Annotated in this window: 24 protein-coding genes; 2 read left to right on the top strand and 22 right to left on the bottom strand. The window is 52.4% G+C overall.

Annotation, left to right across the window (positions count from 1 at the left end):
* Positions 1-68 precede the first annotated feature (68 nt).
* From J9892_RS09945 to J9892_RS09900, 10 genes are all read right to left on the bottom strand, one after another.
* A complete protein-coding gene (locus tag J9892_RS09945) occupies positions 69-605 on the bottom strand; it encodes a PFL_4695 family integrating conjugative element protein (protein ID WP_210538262.1) in 537 nt (178 codons plus the stop codon).
* A 14-nt stretch (positions 606-619) separates the two neighbouring features.
* Complete coding sequence (locus tag J9892_RS09940; protein ID WP_210538261.1) at positions 620-1,198, bottom strand: transglycosylase SLT domain-containing protein; 579 nt, start codon at positions 1,196-1,198, stop codon at positions 620-622.
* Between the two features lie 26 nt (positions 1,199-1,224).
* Positions 1,225-2,094 carry a hypothetical protein gene (locus J9892_RS09935; RefSeq protein WP_210538260.1) on the bottom strand — a complete coding sequence of 290 codons (870 nt, stop codon included), beginning with the start codon at positions 2,092-2,094 and terminating at the stop codon, positions 1,225-1,227.
* Positions 2,095-2,362: 268 nt separating this feature from the next.
* Positions 2,363-3,712: a hypothetical protein gene (locus J9892_RS09930; RefSeq protein ID WP_210538259.1), complete on the bottom strand. Its 1,350-nt coding sequence runs from the start codon at positions 3,710-3,712 to the stop codon at positions 2,363-2,365.
* Positions 3,709-4,173 (bottom strand): hypothetical protein, encoded by a 465-nt coding sequence (locus J9892_RS09925; RefSeq protein WP_210538258.1) that lies wholly within the window; start codon positions 4,171-4,173, stop codon positions 3,709-3,711. The genes J9892_RS09930 and J9892_RS09925 overlap by 4 nt, the downstream gene beginning before the upstream one ends.
* Positions 4,174-5,577: 1,404 nt before the next feature.
* Positions 5,578-6,420, bottom strand: coding sequence for a PFL_4669 family integrating conjugative element protein (locus J9892_RS09920; RefSeq protein ID WP_210538257.1), 843 nt, complete (start codon positions 6,418-6,420; stop codon positions 5,578-5,580).
* Between the two features lie 23 nt (positions 6,421-6,443).
* Positions 6,444-7,034, bottom strand: coding sequence for a hypothetical protein (locus J9892_RS09915; protein WP_210538256.1), 591 nt, complete (start codon positions 7,032-7,034; stop codon positions 6,444-6,446).
* A gap of 379 nt (positions 7,035-7,413) precedes the next feature.
* Positions 7,414-8,253: a hypothetical protein gene (locus J9892_RS09910; RefSeq protein ID WP_210538255.1), complete on the bottom strand. Its 840-nt coding sequence runs from the start codon at positions 8,251-8,253 to the stop codon at positions 7,414-7,416.
* A 53-nt stretch (positions 8,254-8,306) separates the two neighbouring features.
* Entirely contained in the window at positions 8,307-10,316 is a 2,010-nt protein-coding gene (locus J9892_RS25180; protein WP_210538254.1) for a TraI domain-containing protein, read from the bottom strand.
* On the bottom strand, positions 10,220-10,768 hold the full coding sequence (locus J9892_RS09900) for a hypothetical protein (RefSeq protein WP_210538253.1): 549 nt from the start codon (positions 10,766-10,768) through the stop codon (positions 10,220-10,222). Before J9892_RS09900 ends, J9892_RS25180 begins: the two co-directional genes overlap by 97 nt.
* A 253-nt stretch (positions 10,769-11,021) precedes the next feature.
* Between J9892_RS09900 and J9892_RS09895 the strand changes: the two genes are divergently transcribed.
* Positions 11,022-12,416, top strand: a complete 1,395-nt coding sequence (locus J9892_RS09895) for a hypothetical protein (RefSeq protein ID WP_210538252.1) — start codon at positions 11,022-11,024, stop codon at positions 12,414-12,416.
* Between the two features lie 47 nt (positions 12,417-12,463).
* Here the strand turns inward: J9892_RS09895 and J9892_RS25015 are convergent, their stop codons facing one another.
* From J9892_RS25015 to J9892_RS09850, 10 genes are all read right to left on the bottom strand, one after another.
* Complete coding sequence (locus tag J9892_RS25015) at positions 12,464-12,595, bottom strand: hypothetical protein (RefSeq protein ID WP_265216449.1); 132 nt, start codon at positions 12,593-12,595, stop codon at positions 12,464-12,466.
* 315 nt (positions 12,596-12,910) lie between these two features.
* A complete protein-coding gene (locus J9892_RS09890; RefSeq protein ID WP_210538251.1) occupies positions 12,911-13,624 on the bottom strand; it encodes a hypothetical protein in 714 nt (237 codons plus the stop codon).
* 6 nt (positions 13,625-13,630) lie between these two features.
* Positions 13,631-14,539, bottom strand: coding sequence for a DNA replication terminus site-binding protein (locus tag J9892_RS09885; RefSeq protein WP_210538250.1), 909 nt, complete (start codon positions 14,537-14,539; stop codon positions 13,631-13,633).
* A gap of 496 nt (positions 14,540-15,035) precedes the next feature.
* Positions 15,036-15,410 carry a hypothetical protein gene (locus J9892_RS09880; protein WP_210538249.1) on the bottom strand — a complete coding sequence of 125 codons (375 nt, stop codon included), beginning with the start codon at positions 15,408-15,410 and terminating at the stop codon, positions 15,036-15,038.
* 117 nt (positions 15,411-15,527) lie between these two features.
* Positions 15,528-16,130 carry a hypothetical protein gene (locus J9892_RS09875; protein WP_210538248.1) on the bottom strand — a complete coding sequence of 201 codons (603 nt, stop codon included), beginning with the start codon at positions 16,128-16,130 and terminating at the stop codon, positions 15,528-15,530.
* A 342-nt stretch (positions 16,131-16,472) separates the two neighbouring features.
* A complete protein-coding gene (locus tag J9892_RS09870) occupies positions 16,473-17,363 on the bottom strand; it encodes a hypothetical protein (RefSeq protein WP_210538247.1) in 891 nt (296 codons plus the stop codon).
* A 570-nt stretch (positions 17,364-17,933) separates the two neighbouring features.
* Positions 17,934-18,791, bottom strand: a complete 858-nt coding sequence (locus tag J9892_RS09865) for a hypothetical protein (protein ID WP_210538246.1) — start codon at positions 18,789-18,791, stop codon at positions 17,934-17,936.
* A gap of 177 nt (positions 18,792-18,968) precedes the next feature.
* Positions 18,969-19,865, bottom strand: coding sequence for a hypothetical protein (locus J9892_RS09860; protein WP_246876657.1), 897 nt, complete (start codon positions 19,863-19,865; stop codon positions 18,969-18,971).
* A 230-nt stretch (positions 19,866-20,095) separates the two neighbouring features.
* Complete coding sequence (locus J9892_RS09855; protein ID WP_167566866.1) at positions 20,096-20,284, bottom strand: hypothetical protein; 189 nt, start codon at positions 20,282-20,284, stop codon at positions 20,096-20,098.
* A 171-nt stretch (positions 20,285-20,455) separates the two neighbouring features.
* Positions 20,456-21,331 carry a hypothetical protein gene (locus J9892_RS09850; RefSeq protein ID WP_210538245.1) on the bottom strand — a complete coding sequence of 292 codons (876 nt, stop codon included), beginning with the start codon at positions 21,329-21,331 and terminating at the stop codon, positions 20,456-20,458.
* 301 nt (positions 21,332-21,632) lie between these two features.
* Here J9892_RS09850 and J9892_RS09845 point away from each other — a divergent pair, with 301 nt between their 5' ends.
* On the top strand, positions 21,633-22,442 hold the full coding sequence (locus tag J9892_RS09845) for a hypothetical protein (protein WP_210538244.1): 810 nt from the start codon (positions 21,633-21,635) through the stop codon (positions 22,440-22,442).
* A 76-nt stretch (positions 22,443-22,518) separates the two neighbouring features.
* Here the strand turns inward: J9892_RS09845 and J9892_RS25010 are convergent, their stop codons facing one another.
* Positions 22,519-23,349: a hypothetical protein gene (locus J9892_RS25010; RefSeq protein WP_270822672.1), complete on the bottom strand. Its 831-nt coding sequence runs from the start codon at positions 23,347-23,349 to the stop codon at positions 22,519-22,521.
* 176 nt (positions 23,350-23,525) lie between these two features.
* Positions 23,526-24,235 (bottom strand): methyl-accepting chemotaxis protein (locus tag J9892_RS09835; protein WP_210538242.1); only part of this gene is annotated, 710 nt, incomplete at its 5' end.

The following is a 24,235-nucleotide window of genomic DNA, read 5'->3' as shown; positions in this document are numbered from 1 at the left end:
GGATCCCGCCGGTGAGCAAGGGGCTCCGGCATGGTGGCGGCAGATGGGGGGTTGCCATCTCGGACTAGCTACTGAAAAAAACCAGACTTGGTGATCATAAGCGGGTAGCCTGGGGCGCCTAGCTGATCGGCCAGTGCATCAGCATTCATTGGCCAGAGTTGCATGGGAGCCACCAGCTTTTGCATGTACTCCCACTCTGTTTGGTTCCTTACCTTCGTCAACACACCTGACGAACCATACTGCTCCAACACCTTTCGGTTTGCCTGGAACCAGCGAATGCTGTACTCGTCGGTGCCGATGACGAACAGTGGTTGGGGGAGGTCCGGCAACTCTTTGATCATCTGGGTACCGGGAAGAACTACCGGCTTTATGAGTTTTGGTTCAATAGGGAAGATCCTTGGCAGTGCTGCAGATGAGGGTTTGAAATTCTCCATGGCAGTTTTGAGGTTAGACTTGATTTGATCCAGAGAGTCCGGTTTCTTCAAGTCGGAGTAAAACTGATCATCAACCCAATTCTTGATAGGGAAGGCACTCTCATTCTGGTAGATCACAACCCCTGGAGATGGCACCTCTGCATGTGCACTGCCAGCGATCATCGCCAGCATGATCCCCACAACGGTTATTGCATGGTTTGCTTTACATATTGCCATTGTTTATACACCGAATTGCGATAGGCTGCGGCTTTCGCCGCATCCTTTGGATTGTGATACTGGCCGGTTGCCTGCCACCAGTTTCGGGATTTTTGGTAATGCTCTGATAGGTACTCAGCAGCCGCGTTGAGGTTCGTCCATGGATCCGTGGCCGCCCAAAGGTCACCGCCAAACCTTCCAGAGTGCCAACGCCAATTCACCTGGGCAATGCCGATGTCTACGGATCGGTGTCCCTGGTCAATTAGCTGTTTGCAAAACTGATACAGCGCAACGCGAGTTTTGAACCTATACCCTTTCCCCTTGAAGTTTGCCGTCCATGGCCAAGGCACGATCCGCCCCTTGTTTGTCGACAACTTGCTTTCGGCCAATGAGATTGAATACAGAAGATCCGCCGGCACACGCTTAATCATGGCTACTTCATAGTAGGCTGGTGGAATTGGAGCTACTTGGGGCTTTGTTCCCTTTACCAGTTTCGTTGCATGGCGGCCTTGAACATCGGTTGAGGCGCTACCCTGTGAGGGGCTGGCAAAGGTGAGTATGGCCAGCATGACTGTTGCACTGATCGTCCTAGTCCTCATGGCTTCAACTCAACCGTGTTGTTGAGTTGGACCCTATATGCCACCGGCAACCCTGGGGCGGGTTTAAGGCGAGCGTAGTATCCACTGTCATAGTTTACGGTCGCTTTACCATCAGCCAGCATCTGAGTTGAGATCCCGACAGCACGAGAGAAGGACAACAGATTTTCATCGGATCTGGCGTTGATGACGAAAAGATCAAGGCGGTTGAGCTTGCTCGAACGGGTGGCAAGATTCTTGATGAATCCGGTGCACCTGACATCGCAGTTTTCTGCGTCAGCATAGGCAACTGTTCTCGTGTCTTTGATCGGTACCGCTACACTGTTGTTGCTTAAGCCCGCGGCCTTGGCGCTGTCCACCCCAGATTCAGCATTACGTTTGGCCCAAGCTCTTCTCTCCAAATCAGACATCCAAACCGGGTGGTTCGGGATCAGCGTCTTAATGTATTGATTAACTGCTTCATCAAACTGAACCTCCCTTGCCAGGCGGGCGCGTTCCATTTCGACTGAAAGCTTGGCATATCGGGTGCGATCATAATCAGTCTTGGCGTTGATCCCCATGACCATGGGTGGAGTCAGTTCTGGCTTATTGGCGTAATAGGCAGCATTCGGTCCGGTGGACATCAACTCCTTGTACTCCATCCATTCTGATTGTTTCATCCCCCAAGCCTTTGATTGCCGCAGATCCTCATTCGTCCACTGCAGATACGACGGCACTTCGTTAACTGCAGGCACGGAATCCCGCTGTGTTGTAGATTGGCCAATGGTTGTGAGATTGGAATTTGCTCCTGACCTCAGTTCTACGGCTTGTGCTGAGATGCTGAGTGTTCCTGCAAAAGTGGCGGATAAGATTGCATGCTTAAATTTCATCGTAAGTACCTCAGTGGTAGAAGGCAGCGCGAGCCATCCCGGCCATAAATGAAGATTGCTCCGCCAGAGTAGTAGGGCCTTGATGAGTCAATATAAAGCGAACGGAGGCCAGCAATGTCTTGTGGTGAGCAAGCGGGGACGGTAGCTACTTTCTTCGGCTCAGGAGCCTTCTCTTCGAAGCTTTTTGCTAGCGAACTTGAAAGGTTCTGGATAGTGCTGCACCCACTCAGCAACAAGACTGTCGCAGAAAGTAAAATCCATTTTGGCATCAGTAGCCCCCACTGGCCACGATCGTGAGAACCTTATCCCCCTGGATAAATACAGCCTGTCTCGATTGACGTTCAGCGCTCTCCAAACGCCACATTCCTATTTCATCACCAATTTGAAGGCGCTTAACTTCGTCACCATTCATCATGGTGACAAGCAGGATTCCACCCCAATCATCAACATCGAAGAGCGTGTGGCCATCGATGACCTTGACTACTTCAGGTTTGCTGACTGGTTGGAGTTTTGTGGCGGTATGATGTGACTCTGCAGCTCGTGCTGCTTGAGGTAAAGTCTGGTTACCGGCACTCTTAATCTTATTGATGGCTGCCTGAGAGGCCTCCTGACTAACCCTCAATGCATCAACAGACTCCTGAATATTGTCCACCATCTGACGAGTCTGTCTGGCCCAGGTCAAACTAAGATCGGTGTCCGTTGACAATTTTTCGGTAGATGACTTTAGTGAGTTAAGCTCTGAGTTAAGAGCTGACAAATCTGCTGCCTGTTGCTGCACATGCCGCGAAATTTCACCTACAACCGCATCTGTTTCATTGGTTTTCTTTACGGTGTTAGATTCGATTTTATCCATCCTCGCGACCATCTCAGTTCGTAGATCATCGAAAATCTGTTGAGTGTCTTGATTCTTTGGGAGTGATAGAAATGTGTAACTGGCTAAGCCAAAACTGAAAATTCCAAGAGCCAAACTGACATACGCCGCCGCAATGGTTCTTCCACCAATAGGGTCACCATCATACCTCTCATGTACGTGTCCCTGATTACGTTCCTGAGTCGATTGGTTTTCAGGCTCATGTTCCGTGAGTGGATGCACCGTAGGCTTTTTGTCCTTTCTCATTCGACGGAGGATGTTGCCATTTGATTTTTGCCTATCACTAGACTCTGCATGAATAGACTCCAACGAAGGTTCGACGGGCACAAGGCTTTCTACTAACTCTTCGGCACTATTCTTGAGTGAAGCATCCTGGGAAATCTCTGGAAGGAATTCGTCACTGCCAGGTTGAATGTCTTGATGCTGTGCAGTACCTGTGGTGTGTTCATCAGTGACTGTCTGTTCCGTGCTCTCTACTACTCCCCCAACAATCCAACCCGCACTTGAATCTTCTCCCATAAGTTCTCTGGCAACATCCATCGGGTCGATCTCATGGACTACATCGATATCATCTGTCTTATCTTTGCCGGTGTCAGTTTGGAGATAGGCATCGTCATTAACCTGGTTGTTGCTAACCAATATGTCGTCGTCCTGATTGTTTTTAAGAGTAGGTTTAACACCAAATGAAGAAAGAAGGTTATCTGTCTCGCTGCTCTTTCGACTGAGGAAATTGCTATCCTTTTTCATGGTTGTGCACCGTTATCTTCAATAATGGAAGGATCTGCATCATGGAGTAATGGGACAAATGTGACCACGCGATGTACGGGGTCGACAAGAAGCAGGAAGGCATCTCCAGCAAGTGTCTTTAGCGCAGCTTGGACCGTGACGTATGAGAATTTTCTTTGCACGCTTGGCAAGGGTAAGGTAAGCATCACCTTCGTGCTTTCCGGCAGATTAGACATCTCGGCCAGCGTGTACCCGGTCTGCTGAATAGTGTAGTTAATTGCTTGCCCTACTGTCTCAACGGTGGGCGGAAATGAAAAGCTCACAACGGTAAGAAGCGGATTGGATTGGCGCACTTCAGGAGTGGTGTCGATAGTGGTGTAACGCGAAATTGCATACCGATCTTCTTGTGTTGCCGCGGTGACACCCTGCGCAATCATCATCCAGATTGTCGCTACTGCCAGCGCACTTTTTACTGTCTGCATCTCAATGCGTCCATGGTTGATTTTAGTCGCCAATTTTACCATGACGTGATACCGGAAAATGGGTGCAGTTTTGGCAGTGATTTTTTCAGCAATAGGCAATGAGCTATACGAGGAACCTTGACGGAAAGAACTGCGACATCTAGCAGAGTGGGGTATTGCGAGAGATGGGTTCTACGGAGGGGAAACAAGTAATATAGGAAGGAAAGCTGGATAGACAATATTGCAGGTAAAGTTAAGGCGCCACCAGGCGCCCTAATAATATTCGTGTTTATCTTGAAATTAAAAAGCCGGTTTCTTTTCCTGGCCATTTTATTTGATGTTGGGGAGGAATTTACATTCCGGCCTCTGGCACCCCCTGGGCCTTTCGTCGGGCCAGATTTACTCTGACTAACTGGCCGATCGTTTTTGCCGACGATCTGCGCGGCGTTGTTGAGGTCATGTTCACCATGACGATTCCAATGCTATCGGATCACTCCGGGCTGATCAAGGGAACTAATCGACCACCAAAGAGCAAGGGGAATGGCGAAAGGAAGGGGGCAGGCTGCGCTGCCCTTAACCATTAAAGGGGGTGTGGGGGAAATGAGAGGGCCCAGCACCAATGCGCTGGCGTAGGCCTGCACATCCCCAGGGCGGATTGGGCTTGTATTGCCGCCGGCACTTGTAAGCGGACCGATCAATGCTTGCCGTGTTATCATAACATATTGAATTCTAATGTTTTATGCGTGTTTCTCGACTTTGCGGCGATCTTCCATTCCAGAAGCCTGGCGGACCGTAATATGCAATAAATGGCTCCGAATGGGAATCGGCGGGTTGCTTAGCTCAATCCGTGTGGCCCCAATGGGGTCTACTTTGTGAGGCCAACACGTACTTGAGGAGGTGTGCCGGCCCGTTCTTCATGATCACTTCCGTGCTATTGGCCGCTTGTCTTGTGGCGATAACCCCCACCGGCTGGGATTATTAGTGCAATGAATGTGATCTGTGTCACATATTTTTTCAGTTGCATGCGACCCCAAATGGCGTGGGCGGCGTGCTGTTACTGTGCCGCCTAATAAAAAAGACCCGCAATAATTGCGGGTCCTTCCTATCTTCTTGTTCGCTTGGCGAACAGGCTTAGTTGAGAGTTTATATAGTCGAGCTGAGTTTGGGTTTCTATGGCCAGAGTGCTCTCTGTTTCATCTAGCTGGAGATCGAAACCACTGTAATTCGATATCCTTCTGTTACTACCATCGATAATTTTCCATCTGAGGTAAATCCTGTTGTAACTCCGATGTGGGATTATTATTAATGGAAGAACATTACGAATCTTCAAATTAAGCTCATTGACGATATTTGAAATCTCGGCCTCTATATAGTCATCGCTCATCTGCTTCAAAGAGTTTAGACAGAGGCCACCCATTCCTTTCATCATGCCTCTTCGGCTGCTGTTTCCTTCACGATTTCAGGTTCGATATACGCGTCCGCAGGGTTGCTTTTCCTTTCAGCAACGTTATGGATTTCAGGGGCAAATTCATGCCGGGTTTCACCACGCATGTGACCAATCGATGGCGAGATCCCAATCGACTCATAGCGCTCAGCAGCCATGCGAGCTTTCTCGTTATTTGCTGAAACGTCATCTCGTGTGACAGGGGTGTGTCGATAGGATGCAGCGCGCGAAATGAGTGCTCGGCAACCCCGCATAACATCCCGAATGTAAGTGGTTCTTGCACTCGGGCTCAGCAGTGCGACATGGCTTGCAAGCATGACAAGACGAATGAAGGAATCAATTTCCAGGACTGCATACAGGAACTGATAGTAGAGCTGGCTACCACTACGAACCTGGTAGACTATGGGTTTCACGGAAAATGATTCAGATGAGGTGAAGTTCTCTGGTACCCGGTCTTCCATGTAGCTAATCAGTGACTGCTTTTTAGTTTTCAACTCTTCTCTGAACTCTGTGATTGCTGTCCAGATTGAATCAAACCAGAAGTCTGCGTAGGGATTGTCGAGTCGGATATCCCCTTCAAGGATCATCATTGATTGCGCCAACATGGTCAGATTGTGTGGGGTGAATTTTTTCTTCTGACCATTGTCGTCAGTACCGTCCTGATCCGATTCACGCTTTACGCCGGAGAACAGTGCGGCACCCTCATAGGTATGGATCTCGATTTTGATATGTGATCTGAGTCTGCCCAGTTCGGTTACCCGATTGTTCGGTGTGCTCGAGGCCTCTTCATTGCTGAGGGCTCCAAGAATCAGTTTGCTGCTCATTTTTCTATTTCTCCGTTTGTTGATCAAATGATGATGTCGACAGCGTGGTATACCTGTGTAGCCATTTTTTTGATGCTGGGTGTGATAGTGATGTTGAGTCCCATGCCACTACATGCATTGGTACATCTCCTGACGTCAGCCTGATTCCACTTTGAAATCCTACCCATAAGTACGCCGAGATGCTGCCCTGCATGCTTTAGTGAAATTTCTTCGCGCTCATCGCCTTGGTAAAATTCAACGATGAACCTGACGATCTGCGTGTAAAGATCCAGAGGGTCCATAACATCGAAATTTGGTTGGAAGAGATTCAGAGTATGGATCACAAGCCCTTCAAGACGTGGGTCTATTTTCGACGTTGGTCGCCCGGGGGTGTTTTGCGTCCCCATCCACTGAATGGCTGAAATTGGTGAGCCTGTAATGATCCCTATCTTCTTTCTGTGAATCTTTAGCATGGACAGAAGCTGTTGAGTTCGGATCACTTCGTTATGCTGTTCTGATGTCTCCCCGATGATCATAGCGATGTCTGGCGACAACCTTATGTGCTCCGGAAGTATCAATGTTGCAAGTGAGCCCAGCCTGCTTGGATTCATCCTGCAGTATTGAACGACTGACATAAGTTCATCCCTTTTTAGAAGGCATACATCAGCTAGGAAATCACAATTTGTGAAGCTGCTGCTGATCAGATGCAGTAGAAGGGCTCGGGGGAACTGAGCATTTGCATCTTCGTCGCGTGCAGGCATACCATTGGCGATGGCACTGTATACTGGGCGAAGATCGATAGTCCCAAAGCATCCGCTTGGGTCATCATGAATGTCATCCATCACTCGGCGTTTGAATTGAAGCGTCTTTATCCAGAATTCATTCTGGCAAAATTGCTCAAGCCCATACCCCGTTAGGTTGTGAGAAAAGGGGGTCGCATATGAACGATGTAGGATGGCGTGCCTGATTATCTCTGCCAGGAGTGAGCCACAGCATGCGATCAATTTGTCCCGTTTATTCGACATCACACTCTCCGCTGTTTAGTGCCACACTGATCGACATGCGTCGTATCAACCGCATTAGTCTGCCACAAGCTGCGTGAATTGTGTTGTCGTTTGATTCATCGATCATGGAGATGATTGTGGCGTTGGCCCAAGACGATCGTGATAGGTTGAATCGCATATGAATTGACTCTGCCATCTCGTTTTCATCGCGATATCCATTTCGAAGAGCTAATTTGTCCAGGCCGGCCGCCAGTGATTCGCTTCGTGATGATTGTGCCCCGAGTAGAAGTAGGGGGATTGCTCTGACCATTTGCACTCTGGTGGTGACGCTACGCAGATCAACACAGAAGCCACCATGGGTGAGCGTTGATAGCTTTATTCCATATGTTGAGGAAATTGATTCGGCTGTGAGATAGATTGCGTGATCAAGAAATGTGAGGTCTTGTTGTGCTTCAGAGATATGTTCTGGTGCCGTGGTGATCGTGATGTCCGGCATTTTGGCGACCAGAAGTGAAATGGCTTGGCCAACACTGTAACCTTCGATGGGACTTGCAGGATTGTTGTCCCACATATCCGGACCGTCGCAAATCTGCGAGAGAAGAGCGGCCACGTTCTTGATTTCCATGGCAGATGCTGACCGGAGCTTATCCGCACCAAACTTAACGATGCTGTTCCAGCTTGCTCGGTAGTCGCGAATAAACCGCTTCGATGAGGCCATCACCTCTTCGTAACTACTAGGTGTATCAATTGGGATTTCAAGCTGCTCGTTGCCGTAGAGCTCTGCAATTGCTAACAGTCTCTCCCCGCCATCAAGCCTTCTAAGATCCAATTCTTCTTCAAGCCCGTTCACTGATTATCCTCCCGCAATCACCACAAATTTTGTGTCTTTTTTTTTTGCGATATCTATCTGATATCGCCTAGTGTTATGAATCTGTTTGCATTGTCAAAGTCGAGGTCAAGCATTAGCTGCTCAGTACCCTGTGCTGTTAGCACCATCACGTGAAGATCAGCTCGTTTTCGCATTCCAACAATCTCAGCTGTGATCATTGTGCTACCCAAGATAGAACGCTCGAACGTCAGTACCGATGCAATGGCATGCTGAACTTTAGATACCGCTTCTCGTCTCGCTTTTGGATCCAGGTTCTTGTTTGCGCCATTTTGATCTAGAAAGGTGTAGAACAGCCCCGGACTGACGAAACAGAGCCTACGTTCTGAAACGATGTGTACCACGCCTGCTCTTGCATTTACCTGGAGTGCTCCAGTCATGATCTGTGCACGTAGCCACTCAATAAATTGGTGTGCGGTATCAGATCGACCAGAAATCGATTTTTTAATAGAGGGTGCCGCGGATTGCTGCGTCTCCTGACTTGCACCCGGCGCCTCGGTTCCTTGAACAAACCTTTTGAATTCGTCGCTTGTAGTTTTGACTGTTAATGGGTATTCAACGATACCTGCTTCTTCTTTGGCGGCAACTTCAGTGAAGCTCTGATCACCGGTGAGGTTAGGCTGGACCTGCTCATGATGCTGTTGAGGCTGTAACTCCATGCTCGGATTCTTGGCATCAGGAGCAGTGATGATCTTCGGCGTCGTCTGAGTAGAAGTAGCCTTCTGTTCCGAACGAACTTGTGATTGAGCAGGTTTAGCAATCGGCTTCGCATCGCTTGTTGATGAACCAGTTTTGGCCGGCTTAACTTCTCCAGGGATCTGATGATGATATTGTTCATCGACAGATGGACACAGAAGCCTACCGGTGTAGACCGGAAGCTTTGCATCTGGGTCTAGTACCTGGCGTTTGACCAGCACAACAGCAAGTGGCTTTTGATTTGGCGTGAACATCAGCGAGTGCATCGCCTTCCCATTCACGTTCAGGATCAACATGCCGTTGTCACCCATGGTGTCGTAAATCAGGCTGGTGTTATCCGGCAGGAACTGGTTCTCGGTACCGAGCGCAGATCGGATACACTCAACGAACCGCGGGGCGACACAAGCAATGAAGTGTTGGGATACCCAATAGGGTGAATTTTTCTTGTTCGGCTCAAAGTCACGTAGTGACAGTGTAATTCCCTTGATGGCCAGAGCATGGATTTGCGGCCTTTTTGCAAGAGAGCTATTCACAGTGGCTTGTGCGGCTACTGCAACTGGGGCATCTGCCATGGCGTCGCCTGTTGATTGCGAGTCGCACTCAATTACGCACCGACCGATATTTCCCCCTAGCTCCATTGCTTTACCGCCGATAGTGGCAAGCCATTCATCGCGGATGATTGATTTTTTCCAGATCCAACTCAGCGCTGCTTTTGGCATGATCTGGAATATCAGTGGAAGACTCGCGACTTCGTGTACGCCATGCTGGCGGCGGTCATTGTATCGGTAGATATACTTGGTACCCGGTGCCATGGGGCCGAGGTGTGGCAACCAGGGCGTCATGTTTGACCCCTTCATAACCACAACATCCACATCTGTGAGGAGTTTGCCAATATCGTGCAATGCACCCGCTGAAGTCATCGCGAAGATATACAAGGCCTGCCATTGAGAGATCTGTTCCTCTCCATCAGATATGTATAAGAATCGACCTGCGATTCGAGCTGAGTACACAGCCACTTCGATACTGTGCTCTAACAGACCACCAAGGTGAGCATGATGATGTCGTTCACTTGCGGGCAGGTGCTGGCACCAGGCAGCAAGATTTCGAAAGAGCTCCATGTAAATTTGATTGAACCGGGTCTCATCGAGTTGCGTGAACGCACTCAAGTTCTGCAGCAGGGGCATATGGCGTTTTAACAGGGCCTCAGGGCTCTCTGCGACGAGGGCGCTACCGCTTAGTGCATTTGCTTGCTGTGTGGGCTCAGCGTGTGATTTGTTATTGATTTGTCCGACTTGTTGCCTTGTTGTCCATTTGAACCACCAATTACGCACGCCTGCCTCTCCTTCACTTCTTGTAGTATTTTCTTCCAAACACTGATCACTCTGGGGTCAGCCTCTGGCATCACTTTTCTCTGGACTTGGGTTGGGTACATTCGACCGATGAAAGAGTGAAGGGCTTCATCTTCAGGGTTCCAGCTTTCCCCCTGGCAGTAGAAGTGCAGCCTCCCTAATGAACAGCTTGCTATTGCCATATGGGCGGCGGCTTCCGGTGTTTTCTCGGTTTGCAGGCAATGGCTTGCAACAAGCAGCAACGGAAGTTCATTTTTGGGGGCCATAGAGCTGGGCGTTGCTGAGTCAAAAATTGCACAGTGGGCGGAGAAATCTCTGATCGCTGTGTAAAGGACTCTCATCTCTGGCTCAAGAGCAAAGTTGAGTTTGTCCTTCCCGGTCAGAAATTCGTATAACTCACCCCAAGGGTTCACCGCTTTCTCTTTAACCAACACAACACCCCCCTTTAAGTTTTGTGGCATTATCTAGCAACTGAGAACGAATAAACGGCTGTCAATTTTGAGGGGGGTTTTTATGGCGGGTGTTTGGATTGTAAAGGGGGGGACGCTTCAGCCCATTAGACGTCTCGAGAAGTCTATAATCCTGCATCCGGACAACCGCGATAGCCTTGAGACGCAAGAGCTTCTTGCAACGTTGCATCACAATAAGTATTGGCTGCTCTGTGGGTGTAAGAAGCCGGACGCAAGGATGTTTGTGCGCCAGGTTGCGGATGATAGGTACCTGATAGTCAATCATCATGAACATGGTCACCACGACCCGCATTGCCCTCTGCGCACGTCTCTTGGATTGGGTGGTGCATCGGAGGACTCCGGCCCTGATGCCGGCGATAACACGACGGCGATGAAGCAGCCGGAGTACCGCTTGATCTCTCCATACCGCAAAATTGACCTGCTTTCGTTGGATGGGGATGTCATTGATGATGCGGAATCACAGCGTAGTGCTGCTCTTGATGAATTGGGCATATCACCCGTTGATAATTCGGACAAACCGAAACGAACTCAGGCTGAGAACCCCGCTCAGAAGATAGATGTTCTTTACAAACTCCTTTGGCAACTGATGGACGACTCGTTCTGTACCTATCGTCATCACCGGCAGAAGATCTCGATCAACTCTCTGCAGATGAAGATACGTGCTGCAGCGTATCCGCTCAATCTCAAGGGGTTTGGATGCTTGCAGCAATTCACATTTGTTGGGGAGCAGGGATTGGACATGCTGCTTGGCCAACTGAATCGTGCCCATAAACGCGATCCGAAGACCCGGCACCAATTCCTTTTTTTGTGCGTGATCGCTGACTACACCTTGTTTAATGGAGCGGCATCTTGCGTCTTGCTCAACGGCTCTGCACTAATGTTGGGGCAGGCTAAGCGACCTCCATTGTTGCTCAATGGAATGCAGTCAGGTGATGGTCCGTTCATGCTGGCTGTGACCTTTGCATACGATAAGCCAACCGATGAGGGACCCTCAATCCTCCGTTGGGCGTTGCAACCGCTCGCCAGTGCAGAGACCCCTTTGCCTGTTGCCAGTTGGCCAGAGCGCCTGATTGTCATTGAGATGGCCCGCTGCCTGGACAACATTGATCCCAACATCAGCACTCGTTACCAGCTCTGGTTGCATAAGCCTGTTTTGCCAATGGTCGACCGGATGACTGGGGTCTGGATCCAGCCCGCGATCACGTTGATGGCCAAGGACCTTCGCGGTGAGCGTTGCCGTGTAGCCTTCAGGCTCCAGGGAGAGGGTGATAATATCGAGGCTTACAAACGAACCTTTGAGCATGTCCATACCTTGGATCTGGATAGCCCCAGTACGTTGGCTAAGTCATGCCAAGAGATGTTTGTAATCGGAAAGGGGGTGATTGACAGTCATTATCGGGCTCTTGACAAAGAACGGGCTGAATTAGAAGCAATGGAAGAACAGAAGAAGTTAACCTATCGAATGCAGAATAGGGAGCTTGAAATTCGTGAGGAACTATCGCGAACTTCAGCTGGTCATCTAGATATTCCCCCTATGCCGATGGACACCCCAGAGTATGACATGCCTTATGATGAAGAGTTGGAGCGAACGATTGAAGACCCTGACTACTGAGCTGCGGGCAAAAAAAAACCACGCCTATGGGCGTGGTTTTTTGTTTTTTAACTTCGGGCCTTAATTCGCAGGATGCGTGACCGCTCAAAAGCGGCTGCATCCTCCCGGCACATAAACCAGAAACGAATTGCAAAGGCTAAGCCGACGACTTCAAGTGCTAAAACAATGTTGATCCACATAATGAGATCCTTGGCCGAAAGGCCTGGTTGAGGTAGCCCAGATGGGCGGATTGGAGGTTGGCAGCCGCGGTTAGCGGTACAGGCTGGTTATGCCATCGCCTGTCAACTCACTCTCGGGAGAGAGCGGTTTGGGCTGTGCACATGTGAGTGTGCTCAGGCCAAACATGACAGTCTGAGAACGACAAAACGCAGCCAAGGCTGCGTTTTGTGATTGAGGTGACTCCGATGCATTTCTGCGTGTGCTATGCGGATAAACCGAAGGAGAATGAGCACTTTGGCTAAGTTAGCCTATATGCGGTCGCCATGCAACGACAGTTATTTATTGCCCATGATGTTTGTAACCAATTTCTTGATCATCCCGGGTTCTTGTTTCCCCTCCAGGGGCAGGGGATGGCTCTGTTCACTGTTTGGTAAATGTCGGCGGGAACGTTCTTGCCTATCACGCTCGGCCCGATCCAACGCGACGCGATAAGTGATACTACCGCGCATAAAGCCAATCAAGGCGTTGAAGCTGAGGCAAAATGCCTGGCACAGTCTGCGGCTTGTTTCATGCTTGTCTTTGGGTGAGCGATTATGCGTCAGCAGTTCCATAAACTGCAGGTCACGGTCGCTGGGCCCGTCTGGAATAATGATGCCTGTTGGAGGGGTGATGTCGAATACTTCCAGGATCGCTTGCTCTGGAGAGTAACCCATATCGAAGACAAACTGGCGCAGCCTAGTGATGTGCTGCCGTGCTCGTTCTGCCCGCCGGTCGGCTTCAATCATCTCTAGTTTGGTGGCACTCATACCTGGGGTACATAAGGTTGTTGCGTTGATTGGCTTGATGTTGACCGCCAGATACCCTTTTTGTATGGCTCGTGCGCTGAACTCTACGATCATGCCGACTTCGGGGGGGGTCTCCCCCAGCCAGTTTTGAGGGGTAATGAAGTAATCGACGCCGGAGATGTCTGCGATGGTGCCGATGGGACCTGTATCATTGATCACTGTACCAACGACAAAGCCTCGTAGAGGGCCAAATGCGATGCTCATGATTTTCTACTGCTCCTGGTAAAGCCAGAGGCGCGAGATAAGCGGCTCATTGGCGGTTGTTTTTGCTTGCCGCGGAGGGCGTTTTTGGGTGATGTCGTAGTTCTTTAGAAGACCGATCTTCACTTTCTGAGCTCCGAGAATGAGAACCGGGGTCGATGCTACTTGCATACGACGACTGTTTCCTTCCACCAACCAGGCTTGTGGGTGGACTGGATTGGGGCGCCGGATGACAAGGCGAGCATCATCGGAGAGGGCGGATAGCAGCACAATTTCATCCTCTAGCTGTGCGACCCAACCAGCTGGATCGAGTACATGGCGCGGGGGTGAGTCCTGTGATGCTCTGAGCGTACCGATGATCTGTTGTTTGGTCATTCTCTGCATGGTGTTTTTATGAGCCCAACAGAACGAAATTGACCGGGCCGTGTCGCCGGCGATTGTGATTTGTCGGTAAAACTGCAAAGTGATCAACCCCTCGAACATGCCTTTGCTATGCAGGAACTCCCACCGGGTATTGGGTCCCCCGAGTATCGGACCTGAGTTTGTCACCAAGTCTCGGAAGGTTTTTCGGTCTGCATTTATGGCCTCAATTATACCGAACAGCTCCTCGCTGTGCCTGGAGTGAATCTGAATTGCTCCCGGCAAGCGGTACACTAGGCGAGTGTTTTCACCAGCGTCAGCGTAGAGATGGCCCCAGGCATGGTGAGCAGCATACAGAGCCTCAAGACCGTGAGCGGGAGTCACCGTAATAGAGGGAGTGTCGTGGCGGGTATCCTGCCTCGGATCGTGCGGGGGGAGGGCAAAGGTGCTGCCTTGGATGAGCTCGCTATCGTCTATAAAGTCTCGCAGCATGGCCAACAGCTGGTGTTGACGCCGCTCCAGAACGCGGAGCTGTGCAGCCAGTTCGTGTTTATTCATGAGGCATTCCATCGAGGGTTTCAAGCTGGTGTTATTATGACCAGTAGAGGGCACTTTCTCAACCAACATTCCTAGTGACTATTTTCAACCAGAGCACAGCCCTTCGGGCTGTGAGCTCCCCCTGGGCTATTTTGTTCTATACCTGCCCCCGAGTGCCAGGTTAGACCTCGAACCGACACTTCTGCTGTGCCGCGTTCGCGCGAAGAGAAAGGGGGAGAAAATGAAGAGAAAGAGAGAAAAATGAGATCCTAATTTAGTTCTCGGGCTACACGAAATGAACACCGGTTCAGCAGGTTGGTGTCTTGTAGCATTTAAGGATATAGGAATGTTGGTTGAGATTTCTGTTTTGGCCACATCCTTCGTCCGGCTCTACTCTGCAAGTCCCACCACCCTATGGCACCACCTAGTGGTTATCACTGCCTACTCACGACATAAAAAAGCCCCGCAATGCGGGGCTCTCTCTTGGATATCAGTCTATCACTGCATCCAATGTTGATCAGGCCTCAATGAGAGGTAAACCTTTTACTCTGAGCCAGTTCAGTACCGCCTTACGCAGATTCTGATCTGACTCTATATTCAGTACAGACTCGAGAATAACTTGAGCCAAGCAATCTCCATCATTGTTATTCGCATGATCGTAGTCGAAGATGCATCCAAGACGGGTGTAATCAACTAGCTCAACAAGCCAGGCTGAGGTTTTGCCACAGGCAGTGACCAAGGCATCCATTATATCGCTTGCCCCCCCTGTCGTGATTGAGAGGTCGCGTAAGTGCAATTGCCAAGTGTTAACAAGCAGGTAACCCATGGTGCTATCGAACATCGGTTTGGTAGCCATTGTGTTAGTAGCTGTTTCTTGCAATGAGTTGTGCATTTGTATTCCAAAAGCCCAGAGGGCTGGTTAAGCCTTCAAAACGAATGTTGAGGCGAAAGGCCGTTGGCCTAGTTGATGAAATAGAGGTATAGCCGCCCAAAAAATCAGACTGACGACCTATTCGTTATGGAAAAGAACATATCCTGCTCCGATTTTGCTGGCATCTCTGAACACCGGCCACAATCGTTCTGGGATTACTCCTTCATCGAGGGCGTCGTAGTTCGCCATATTAAAAAGAAACTCATAAGTTGGGTTGTCATGGTGATGGTTGCCCTTATGAGAGAAGGAGGCGTGCTCACGCACCCAATCCCACTCCGGGACGTCATATGCGCAGTCATAATCTCCGACGGTTTCAGGCATGCTGATTTCCAGCACGTGACAGATACGGCCGGCAGTGACTGCCGGTATCCGAAATTTTCCGTCTCTGAGAGCAATGACCTCGATTACTGCGTTCCGCATTAACGACGCGATACTCTCAACGACCCTTAGAAGCTCTGGAAGAGCGAGGTTTTCATAGGTTTCGCTAGGCACATAGCTACATAGGGAATCGCCTGATTTGACAGAATTCAGAAGATCTTGGTACGCAGAAAGCCACTGTTGTTTATCAATATGTGGGAATACTTGAGCCATCGCATGAGCGAAAAGCACATCATCGATTGCTTGGTTCATAAATTGGACCTCGTTGAAATTGGGCTTTACGCCCGGGTTGATGTTGGTCACGAGTGGCACATTGCGGACCGAGTGCCATAAGACAGCCTTGGGCTGTTTCTGCATGTGCGCTGACGCCGGAGAAATTCCGGTGAACGGACATGCAGAATCAGCCAACTAGGGCTTGGGTGATATATGACAGGTGGGGTACCTGCAGAATGCAGGGAGAGTTGAAGTTGGTGCCTGGCCGGGCGGCCTGTCCCCACGTGGGCACCGAGGACAACTGCAGGATACCGAATATCATGAACAGGAGCAACAGCATCAACATCAACTTAGGTTGCCCTAAGCGAGGCAAAGCAGCAATGTATGGGGGGGCACTGCCCCCCTACAAATGTGCAGAGTTTCCTGATCGAATTAGCCACCCCTCAAGGTTGCCATCCAACTCTGTGCCTGCGCCGTCAGTATCCCTCCGCCGGCGCTCTCCAGGAGCGTCCGCAAACTGCCGACCACGGCGCCGATCACTGGCCATTTGGGGTTAGGGGAGGCGGCCTGGGCCTTGAGGGTGTCCAGATCGGCCTGCAGCTCTGCACACGCCTCTCCCTGCAGCTGCCCTTGCGCGATCACCTGCTGCAGCCACGGCAACAAAGCCGCCAGCGCCTCGGTCTTCTGCTCGCCTGTCACCGTCTGTTTTTGTTGGCCGCCGGGCGAGCCCAACATCATTTGACCTCCGATGACATCCCCCCCAATGAAAATATTGGTCACCGATTCCGCCTGCTTCTGCTCCTGGGTTGTAAAGCTCATCCCTTCACCCTGGATCCCCAACTCATCCAGATCGAGTGCCCATTCAAGGACCTTAGTACGCACCGCGCCGATCAAACGCTGGACCTGGTTTGCTCCAAATCGAACTTGTGGTGCGATTGGCATTTTATAGAGAGCCGCTACCATCTTCGATTGAGACGGGTCCATGGGCAACACTACGTATTCTGTCCCTGAAGCCAATGGTTCCACTCCATCGATGGGGTAATAGAAGGGACATGTTGTCATCACCTCGTGAAGCTCTGCATTCATGACCGGTAGCAGTACAAGACCTTTCCCCGGGTTAATGGCGTAGAGTTGCCCCGTCAAAATCCGGTACGGAGGGATAACAGCCGACTCTGGGTAGCCATCAAGTTCGTTTTTGATCCAGCTAATCCAGTCAGGCTGCTTGAGCTTACGTGCGGCCACCAGTGCGTTTCGCAGTAGATCGGTTGTCTTGACTTCGGGATTACTGGCCATGGTGATTAGTTGAGGGATAAGGGCGGGCATCAATGCGTTCCTGGGCGATATTGGGTCCTCATTATACCCGGGTTCGGTCGTGCGGGTTGTAGTGCTACAAGCGGAGAGGATCCGCTCCGAGTCAAAAAAAAGGGAGGCCGAAGCCTCCCTCCAAAAAGTCACTTTTTGAACCAGTTTCACTGGCCTACGTGTAGGTGAAAGTGAAGAGAAATCTTCACTTGATACACGCAGATCAGCATCAAACCGCTAGCGATAATCATGCTTGATAGCATATAGATCTCCATATCAAATCAGGCGAATCCGTTCACCTGTGGGTTATTGGCCTCTTGGCTAGCCATAAAGACTCGCTCTTGTGCCCGTGTTGACATTATACGCCATGCCCCCCAACATTTTTCATAAATTACAGATAAATCATGCAGATAAAATATAATTCTCACGCTGGTATCACATCACTCGCCCCCCAATACTTGACCAGCCCTGTTTATCTACGAAGTATTCCCCGCGCCCACAATATGGGCGGCACCAGTTGATCTGGCTTGTATCTCGCAACGCCACCCGCCGCACGAAGAAAACGTGGCCTGCTGCCTCTGCCGGACTTGCTCAGTGGCCGTTAAGGGTTGCCAGCCACTTCAGCACCAGTTCGCTCAGAACTCCGCCGCCGGCGCCTTCCAGAATCGCCACAACAGTGCTGGCCACCGCAGCGATCACCGGCCATTTCCACTTGGGGGCGGCGGTCTGGGCCTTAGTAGTATCCAGCTCGCTCTGAAGCACATTGCCGTTTGCCAGCTGCAGTGGCATCTCCTGCGCCACCCCAGGCTGGTCCGTAGCCTGCTGCTCGCCGGTGATGGTTTGCTGTTGCTGGCCCCCGGGCGAGCTCACCATCAGTTGACCACCGTTGAACCCGCCCTCGATGCGAATGGTAACCGGCGCCAGCGGCTGGGGTGAGGAGGGCATTTCATCCCCCTCGATCCCGGCCTCAACCAGGTCGAGCGCCCAGGTCAACAGTTGGTCCCGGACCGCATCAACAAGTGCGCGGATCTGATTGCCGCCAACCACCCGTACTGGCTCCATTGAGATATTCAGGTCTTGCATCAGCATGGCCATCATCTCCGGCGGGAGAACCATGCTCACATTTTTCCCGGGAATAGCCACGTCCTCCAACCCGCTGATGGGCTGACCAATGCTGCATGTCGAGACAACTTCTGCGAATTCAGGGTGGTTGATGATGATTGGGATCAGCCCTCGAAAGGGATTCCGAGCTTTCAACTCACAACGTATGACACGATAGGAGGGCAGCTTGGCATCATCCGGATAGCCCCGCAGCTCATGGTCGATCCAGGTAGCCCACTCAGCCTGTTTTAGCATACGGGCGACCACCTTGGCCTTGCGGAGCAGATCGGTGGTCTTAACTGCCGGATCACCGACCAGGGCAATCAGGTCAGATAGCGAGGTGGACATCGAGGTGCTCCTGGGCGACGAGGGAGGCCCAGTGTACCCGATCTGGCCCGGTTAGTTGCAACGCTGCAAGCGGGTCGGATCCAGCCGGTCCGCTCTGACTGGATTTCAGTTTGGCTTTGGCCGTTGGCCCAGAAAACAAAGCGGGGCTGCAGCCCCGCCCATGCCCTCCGATATCGATCAGCTGCCGCTCAAGGTGGCCAGCCACCCCAGTGCCTGCGCAGCCAGCACCCCGCCGCCAGCCCCTTCCAAGATCCCCCGCACACTGTTGGTCAGCGTCCCAATCACCGGCCAGCTCTGCGTAGAGGCATTGGCCAGCGCCTGTAGGGCAGTCAGGTTGGCCTGCAGCTCGGCCTGCACCGGTGGCGAGAGTTTCCCCTCGTCTATCACCTGCTGCAGCCACGGCAACAAGGCAGCCAGCGCCTCGGTTTTATGCTCGCCGGTCACCGTCTGCTGTTGCTGGCCCCAAGGCGAGTTCAGCTGGACTTGTACACCGGTGGCATTCCCCCCAATGTGAATGCTCATCGAGGGCACCTGCTGCGCCTGTTGCTGCTCCTGGGCGGTGAATGTCATCCCTTCCCCCTGGATCCCAGCCGCCTCCAAGGCTAACGCCCAGTTCAACACCCGGTTCTTTATCGCATCGAGGCAGCCGGCAAGTTGGCCATGAGTCAGTGCAATCACCGGCTCCAAGTTAGTGCTCAGTATCTGCTGGATATGCAGTACCTCATCAGGCGGCCGCCGAAAACGCACAGACGCGCCGGCGGCCATCAATGTTTCGAGCTCCCGCAGCGGGTTGTTCAAGGGGGTAATCGACAGGCGTTCTGCTACCCCTCCATCCTCGACCAGCAAGGGAGTGGTGTCCCCGCCTGGGTGGATGGCATACAAGACGCCACGGGGGCGCCGGTAGGCCGGCAGCTCATCAAAGGTGTCGTAGCCATCGAGCTCGTGCTGTAGCCAAGCGGCCGCCTCGGTCTGCTGCAGTCGGCTGGCGGCCACCAGGGCGCGGCGCACCAGATCAGAGGTGGCCCCCCCCGGATCGCTGGCCAGGGTAATCAGTTCGGGGATGAGGGCGGGCATAGAGTGCTCCTGGGCGACGATAGAGTCTCTAGTTTAGCCGCCCTGCAAGCGGTGAGGATCCCGCTTGCCCTCGCTGGCTGGTTTGAGGGCGGGCTTTGGCCGCTGACCAAGAAAACTAAGCCCCGCAAACGCGGGGCTTGGTCATTCAATAACGGATCACATAACCCGTTTAAAGTAAGGTATATGATCGGCGCTCCAGATCTGCACTGGACGGTCAGGGATATTCACCCTTAACGATTTGCCTCGTACTCGGCTTTCCTTTTCCAACATGATTTGGCGGCTGACTCTGTGCAGCCTGTGCCGGTGATCCAGTGTCCTCTGAACAGACCGACCACTTTCACTGAAGATCCTTTGCCTTGCAGCGACACGGCAACCACTTCACCGTCTATCGCGATCCAGTCCTGCTTTGATACGAACATACAAACCTCGCTATCACGTGATGTTCAACTCACCGAAATGCTACGATCACGACGCAGAACAGATGCCATCATTTCAGCAGCGCGGCAGCTTCCATTTTCCCAGGCACTTTGGCCGTTGGCCCAGAAAACAAAGCGGGGCCGCAGCCCCGTTCATACCCCGACCGATAGCGATCAGCCGCCGCTCAAGCTGGCCAGCCACTTCAGCACCAGCTCGCTCAGCACCCCGCCGCCGGCGCCTTGCAGCACGGCCAGCACGCTACTACCGGCCAGCACGACGATCAGCGGCCATTTCCGTTTGGCGGTGGCGGCCTGGGGCTTGAGGGTGTCCTGCTCGTTCTGCCGCGTGTCGCGGTCTGCCGGCTGCAGTGGTGCATCCGCGTTCCCCTGCGCCAACCCGGACGGGCAAGCGGCCTTCTGCTCGCCGGTGACGGTTTGCTGTTGCTGGCCTCCCGGCGAGCTCACCATGACTTGGCCACCGTGGACTCCGCCCTCGATGTGAACGGTCACCGGTACCAACGGCTGGGGTAGGGAGGGCATCTCGTCCCCCTCGATCCCGGCCTTGGTCAGCTCGAGTGCCCAGTCCAACACCTTGTCACGGACTTGAACTACGACGGCATGCAGTTGTGATGCGTCCAGTTGATGCACGACCTGGTACTGATCGCGGGCTTTCGCTGACAAGCCATCGTAAACGCGATGCCCAGAGGGGAGTTGCACATAGAGGGAGCCTTGTGACCCCAGAACCTCCAACTTGCTGATCGAATCAAAACAGAGGTGAGCCTGAGCGGGAATCTCACCGTCAGCTTGGAACGTAAACAGATCAGTCAATTTGCCTGTCTGGACATCCCGCAGGTACACCGGGGCACGGATAAAACGGTATAGAGGAAGAGGATCTGACTCACGGTAGCCCCGCAGCTCCAGGTCGATCCAGGCTAACTGGTCGGATAGCTGGCACCGGTGGGCGATCACCTTGGCCTTGCGCAGCAGATCGGCGGTCTTGACGGCTGGATCGCTGGCCTGGGCGATGAGTTCAGGGAGTAGGGCAGGCATCGAGGCGCTCCTAGGCGACAAAAGAGCCCCAGTGTACCCGATTTGGCCTGCTCGCTTGCAGCGCTGCAAGCGGGGCGGACCCCGCTCGCCCTCGCTGACCCGATTGGGGGCGGGCTTTGGCCACTGACCAATAGTGCAAAACGGGTCGGAGAGCAGGTCAGCGCGTCAAGCTGGCTATGCAACTGATCATAGTAGCTGGCAGGCTGGTATCTATTTCTTCTGATTGTTTTTTCTTATAGATACCGACATGGCTCCTGCCATAAGTACCATAGGCATGGACTCAATGAAGGAGACTTGCCCAATGACCAAGAGAAGAATCGATGCCGTCGAAGTGTGCGAAGGTATTCTCAGAAAGGAGATAGAAAACAACGAGAAGAACAACATATGGCCTTCCATCAACGCCACGGTCAGGGTACTGCTCCGGCAAAGCCGGACCATGGCCCCCGTTTATGAAGAACTCTGCGAGCTGCTCCCCCTAGAACGGTACGTGACGAGTTTTTTGGATGCGCTGATCAGCACATTCACCTTCTGGGATGAAGATGACATGCGCAAGGCTAGGGAAGAACGTGGCAGGCTCATCCAAATCAACGAGGACATAGCGGATCTCGCAACTCGCTTGGGTGATTTGCTGAGGGAGAGAGAGGACATCTGTAATCGAGCGGGATTTGGGTGTGAAAGAGAAACCGGTCTGGCGGCGCTATTTGATCGTGCGGGTGAGCACAACCCGCTCTATACCCTGTACCCCCAGGATGAATTTATACGCCTTACGCACAGATACGAGCACAAGTATTGGCCGAGTATCGAAGACCTGCTCAGTGAGCTCGCAAGCGATGCGGAACAATCGGAGGTGTATGCCCACGATGCGGAAACGGAGGCTGGCACCTCATCTAGAAAGCCATCACAGTACGACGTCCTTCGCGCGTTCCAAGCAAAACTCGATGACTACGCACTCGGCGGCGAACTTCCATCCAAACTCAGACTGTCTGACAGCGCCATGGCCACCATCCTGAACTGTATCACGGAGCTCGATGCAGACTCCTTGGTCACAGCCGAATACATCAAGAGCTTTCGACAGAAGGAGCGAGCGAGAGCCAAATCACGGCAGAAGTAGGTCGCGAACCGTGGGGTTGACCGTTCACCCAGCATACACCGCAATGCCGTTGCGCCGCCCACCCCCCGGATATCGCTCAGTTGCCGCTCAAGGCGGCCAGCCTGCCCAACACTGTTTCCGTCAGTACCCCGCTGCCGGCCCCTTCCAGGATCGCCCGCACACTGTTGGCCACGGCGCCGATCACCGGCCACTTGGGCTTAGGGGAGGCGGCCTGGGCCTTGAGGGTATCCAGCTCGGCCTGCAGCTCCGCACACGCTTCTCCCTGCAGTTGCCCTTGCGCGATCACCTGTTGTAGCCACGGCAACAAGGCCGCCAGGGCAGCTTCCTTCTGTTCACTGGTCACAGTCTGCTGTTGCTGACCGCCGGGCGAGTTTTGCATCACCTGAAGACCATGAGCATCTCCATTGATGTGAATGTGGGTCACCGGCGCCACCTGCTGGGCTTGCTGCCGCTCTTGGGAAGTGAAGCTCATACCTTCCCCCAAGATCCCCTCCTTTTCAAGCTGCAGTGCCCAATTCAAGACCTGATTTCTGACCGCCCCCAAGATCCGGTTCATGCTGGCCAACGTGAACCGACGAAGAGGGGTACAGTTCGTATCACATGCCGCCCGCAAAGCATCAGCTTCGCGCGGGGAAAATTGCATATGAATATCGTCAGATTCAGCGCACCACCCCTCAATCTCGTCAACAGGCGTGTCAAAGTGGCAGAGTTGCCATCGAAATGCAGCCTCTGCAGACGGAAAGACCACCCCCTTCAGCCCATGGTGCCCATCGATCAGGACTTCTCCTTGCACATGCCGATAGACTGGGATGGCATCATCCGGCCCGTATCCATTGAGCTCGTGTCCAAGCCAGGTAACCCACTCGGGCAACTGCAGGCGGTGGGCCGCCACTAGGGGGAACCGCAGAATTCGGAAAAAATCGTACGCTAAGCTAACGGTGTTCTCGTGACAGCTCTTTGACTAGGCTTTCTAAGGCCATTCTGATAGCCCTGACTTCCTGAAAAGCCATGGCTAAAATTTGTGCGGCTAAAAGGGATAACCGATGGTAAAGTAAGTTATCCCTGTCGAGATACTGAAAAGCGTTATCCTCGTTTTTCCCAAAACTGTTTTGCCAGTTCGCTCAGAGCGCTAGTTAACTGAGCGACAGATTTCGCACTTTGCAAATTATTCTGCCCGGTCTGTACATTGGTATCAGCAGCATCGCGTATATTGATAATACTGCGGTTTATGTCTTCACTTACTGCTCCCTGCTGCTCGACCGCAGTCGCTATTTGCGCGTTCATGTCGGTAATTTCGTTAACGCGTTGGCCAATTCCATCAAGAGCTGTAGCTGCTTCCTCTGCGTGAGCTACACTCGTGTGCGCTTGCCGACTACTTTGCTCCATGACTGTAACAGCGGATTGCGCTCGCTCTTGTAGAGCGCTGATCATGCTTTGAATATCCGTTGTCGATTGCTGTGTGCGAGCAGCAAGACTGCGAACCTCATCGGCGACAACAGCAAAACCACGCCCCTGCTCACCAGCACGCGCGGCCTCAATTGCTGCGTTGAGTGCCAACAAATTCGTTTGCTCGGCGATCCCTCGTATAACGTCAAGAACTTTTGATATCTCGTTACTTTGACCTTCAAGCTCATGAATAACCTGAGCGGCTTGCCTAATTTCACCTTCAAGGGCAGTGATTGACTGGCTTGTGTGGGCTACCAGACGCTGGCCAGATGCCGTCTCAGTGTCTGCTCTTCCGGCCGCATCTGCAGCATGCTGTGCATTGCTCGCAACCTCTTGAATGCTTGCCA

Origin of the sequence: Aeromonas sp. Prich7-2, assembly GCF_017939255.1 — a bacterium.
Taxonomy (GTDB): Bacteria; Pseudomonadota; Gammaproteobacteria; order Enterobacterales; family Aeromonadaceae; genus Aeromonas; species Aeromonas caviae.
This window is presented reverse-complemented; position numbering and strand designations above follow the sequence as displayed.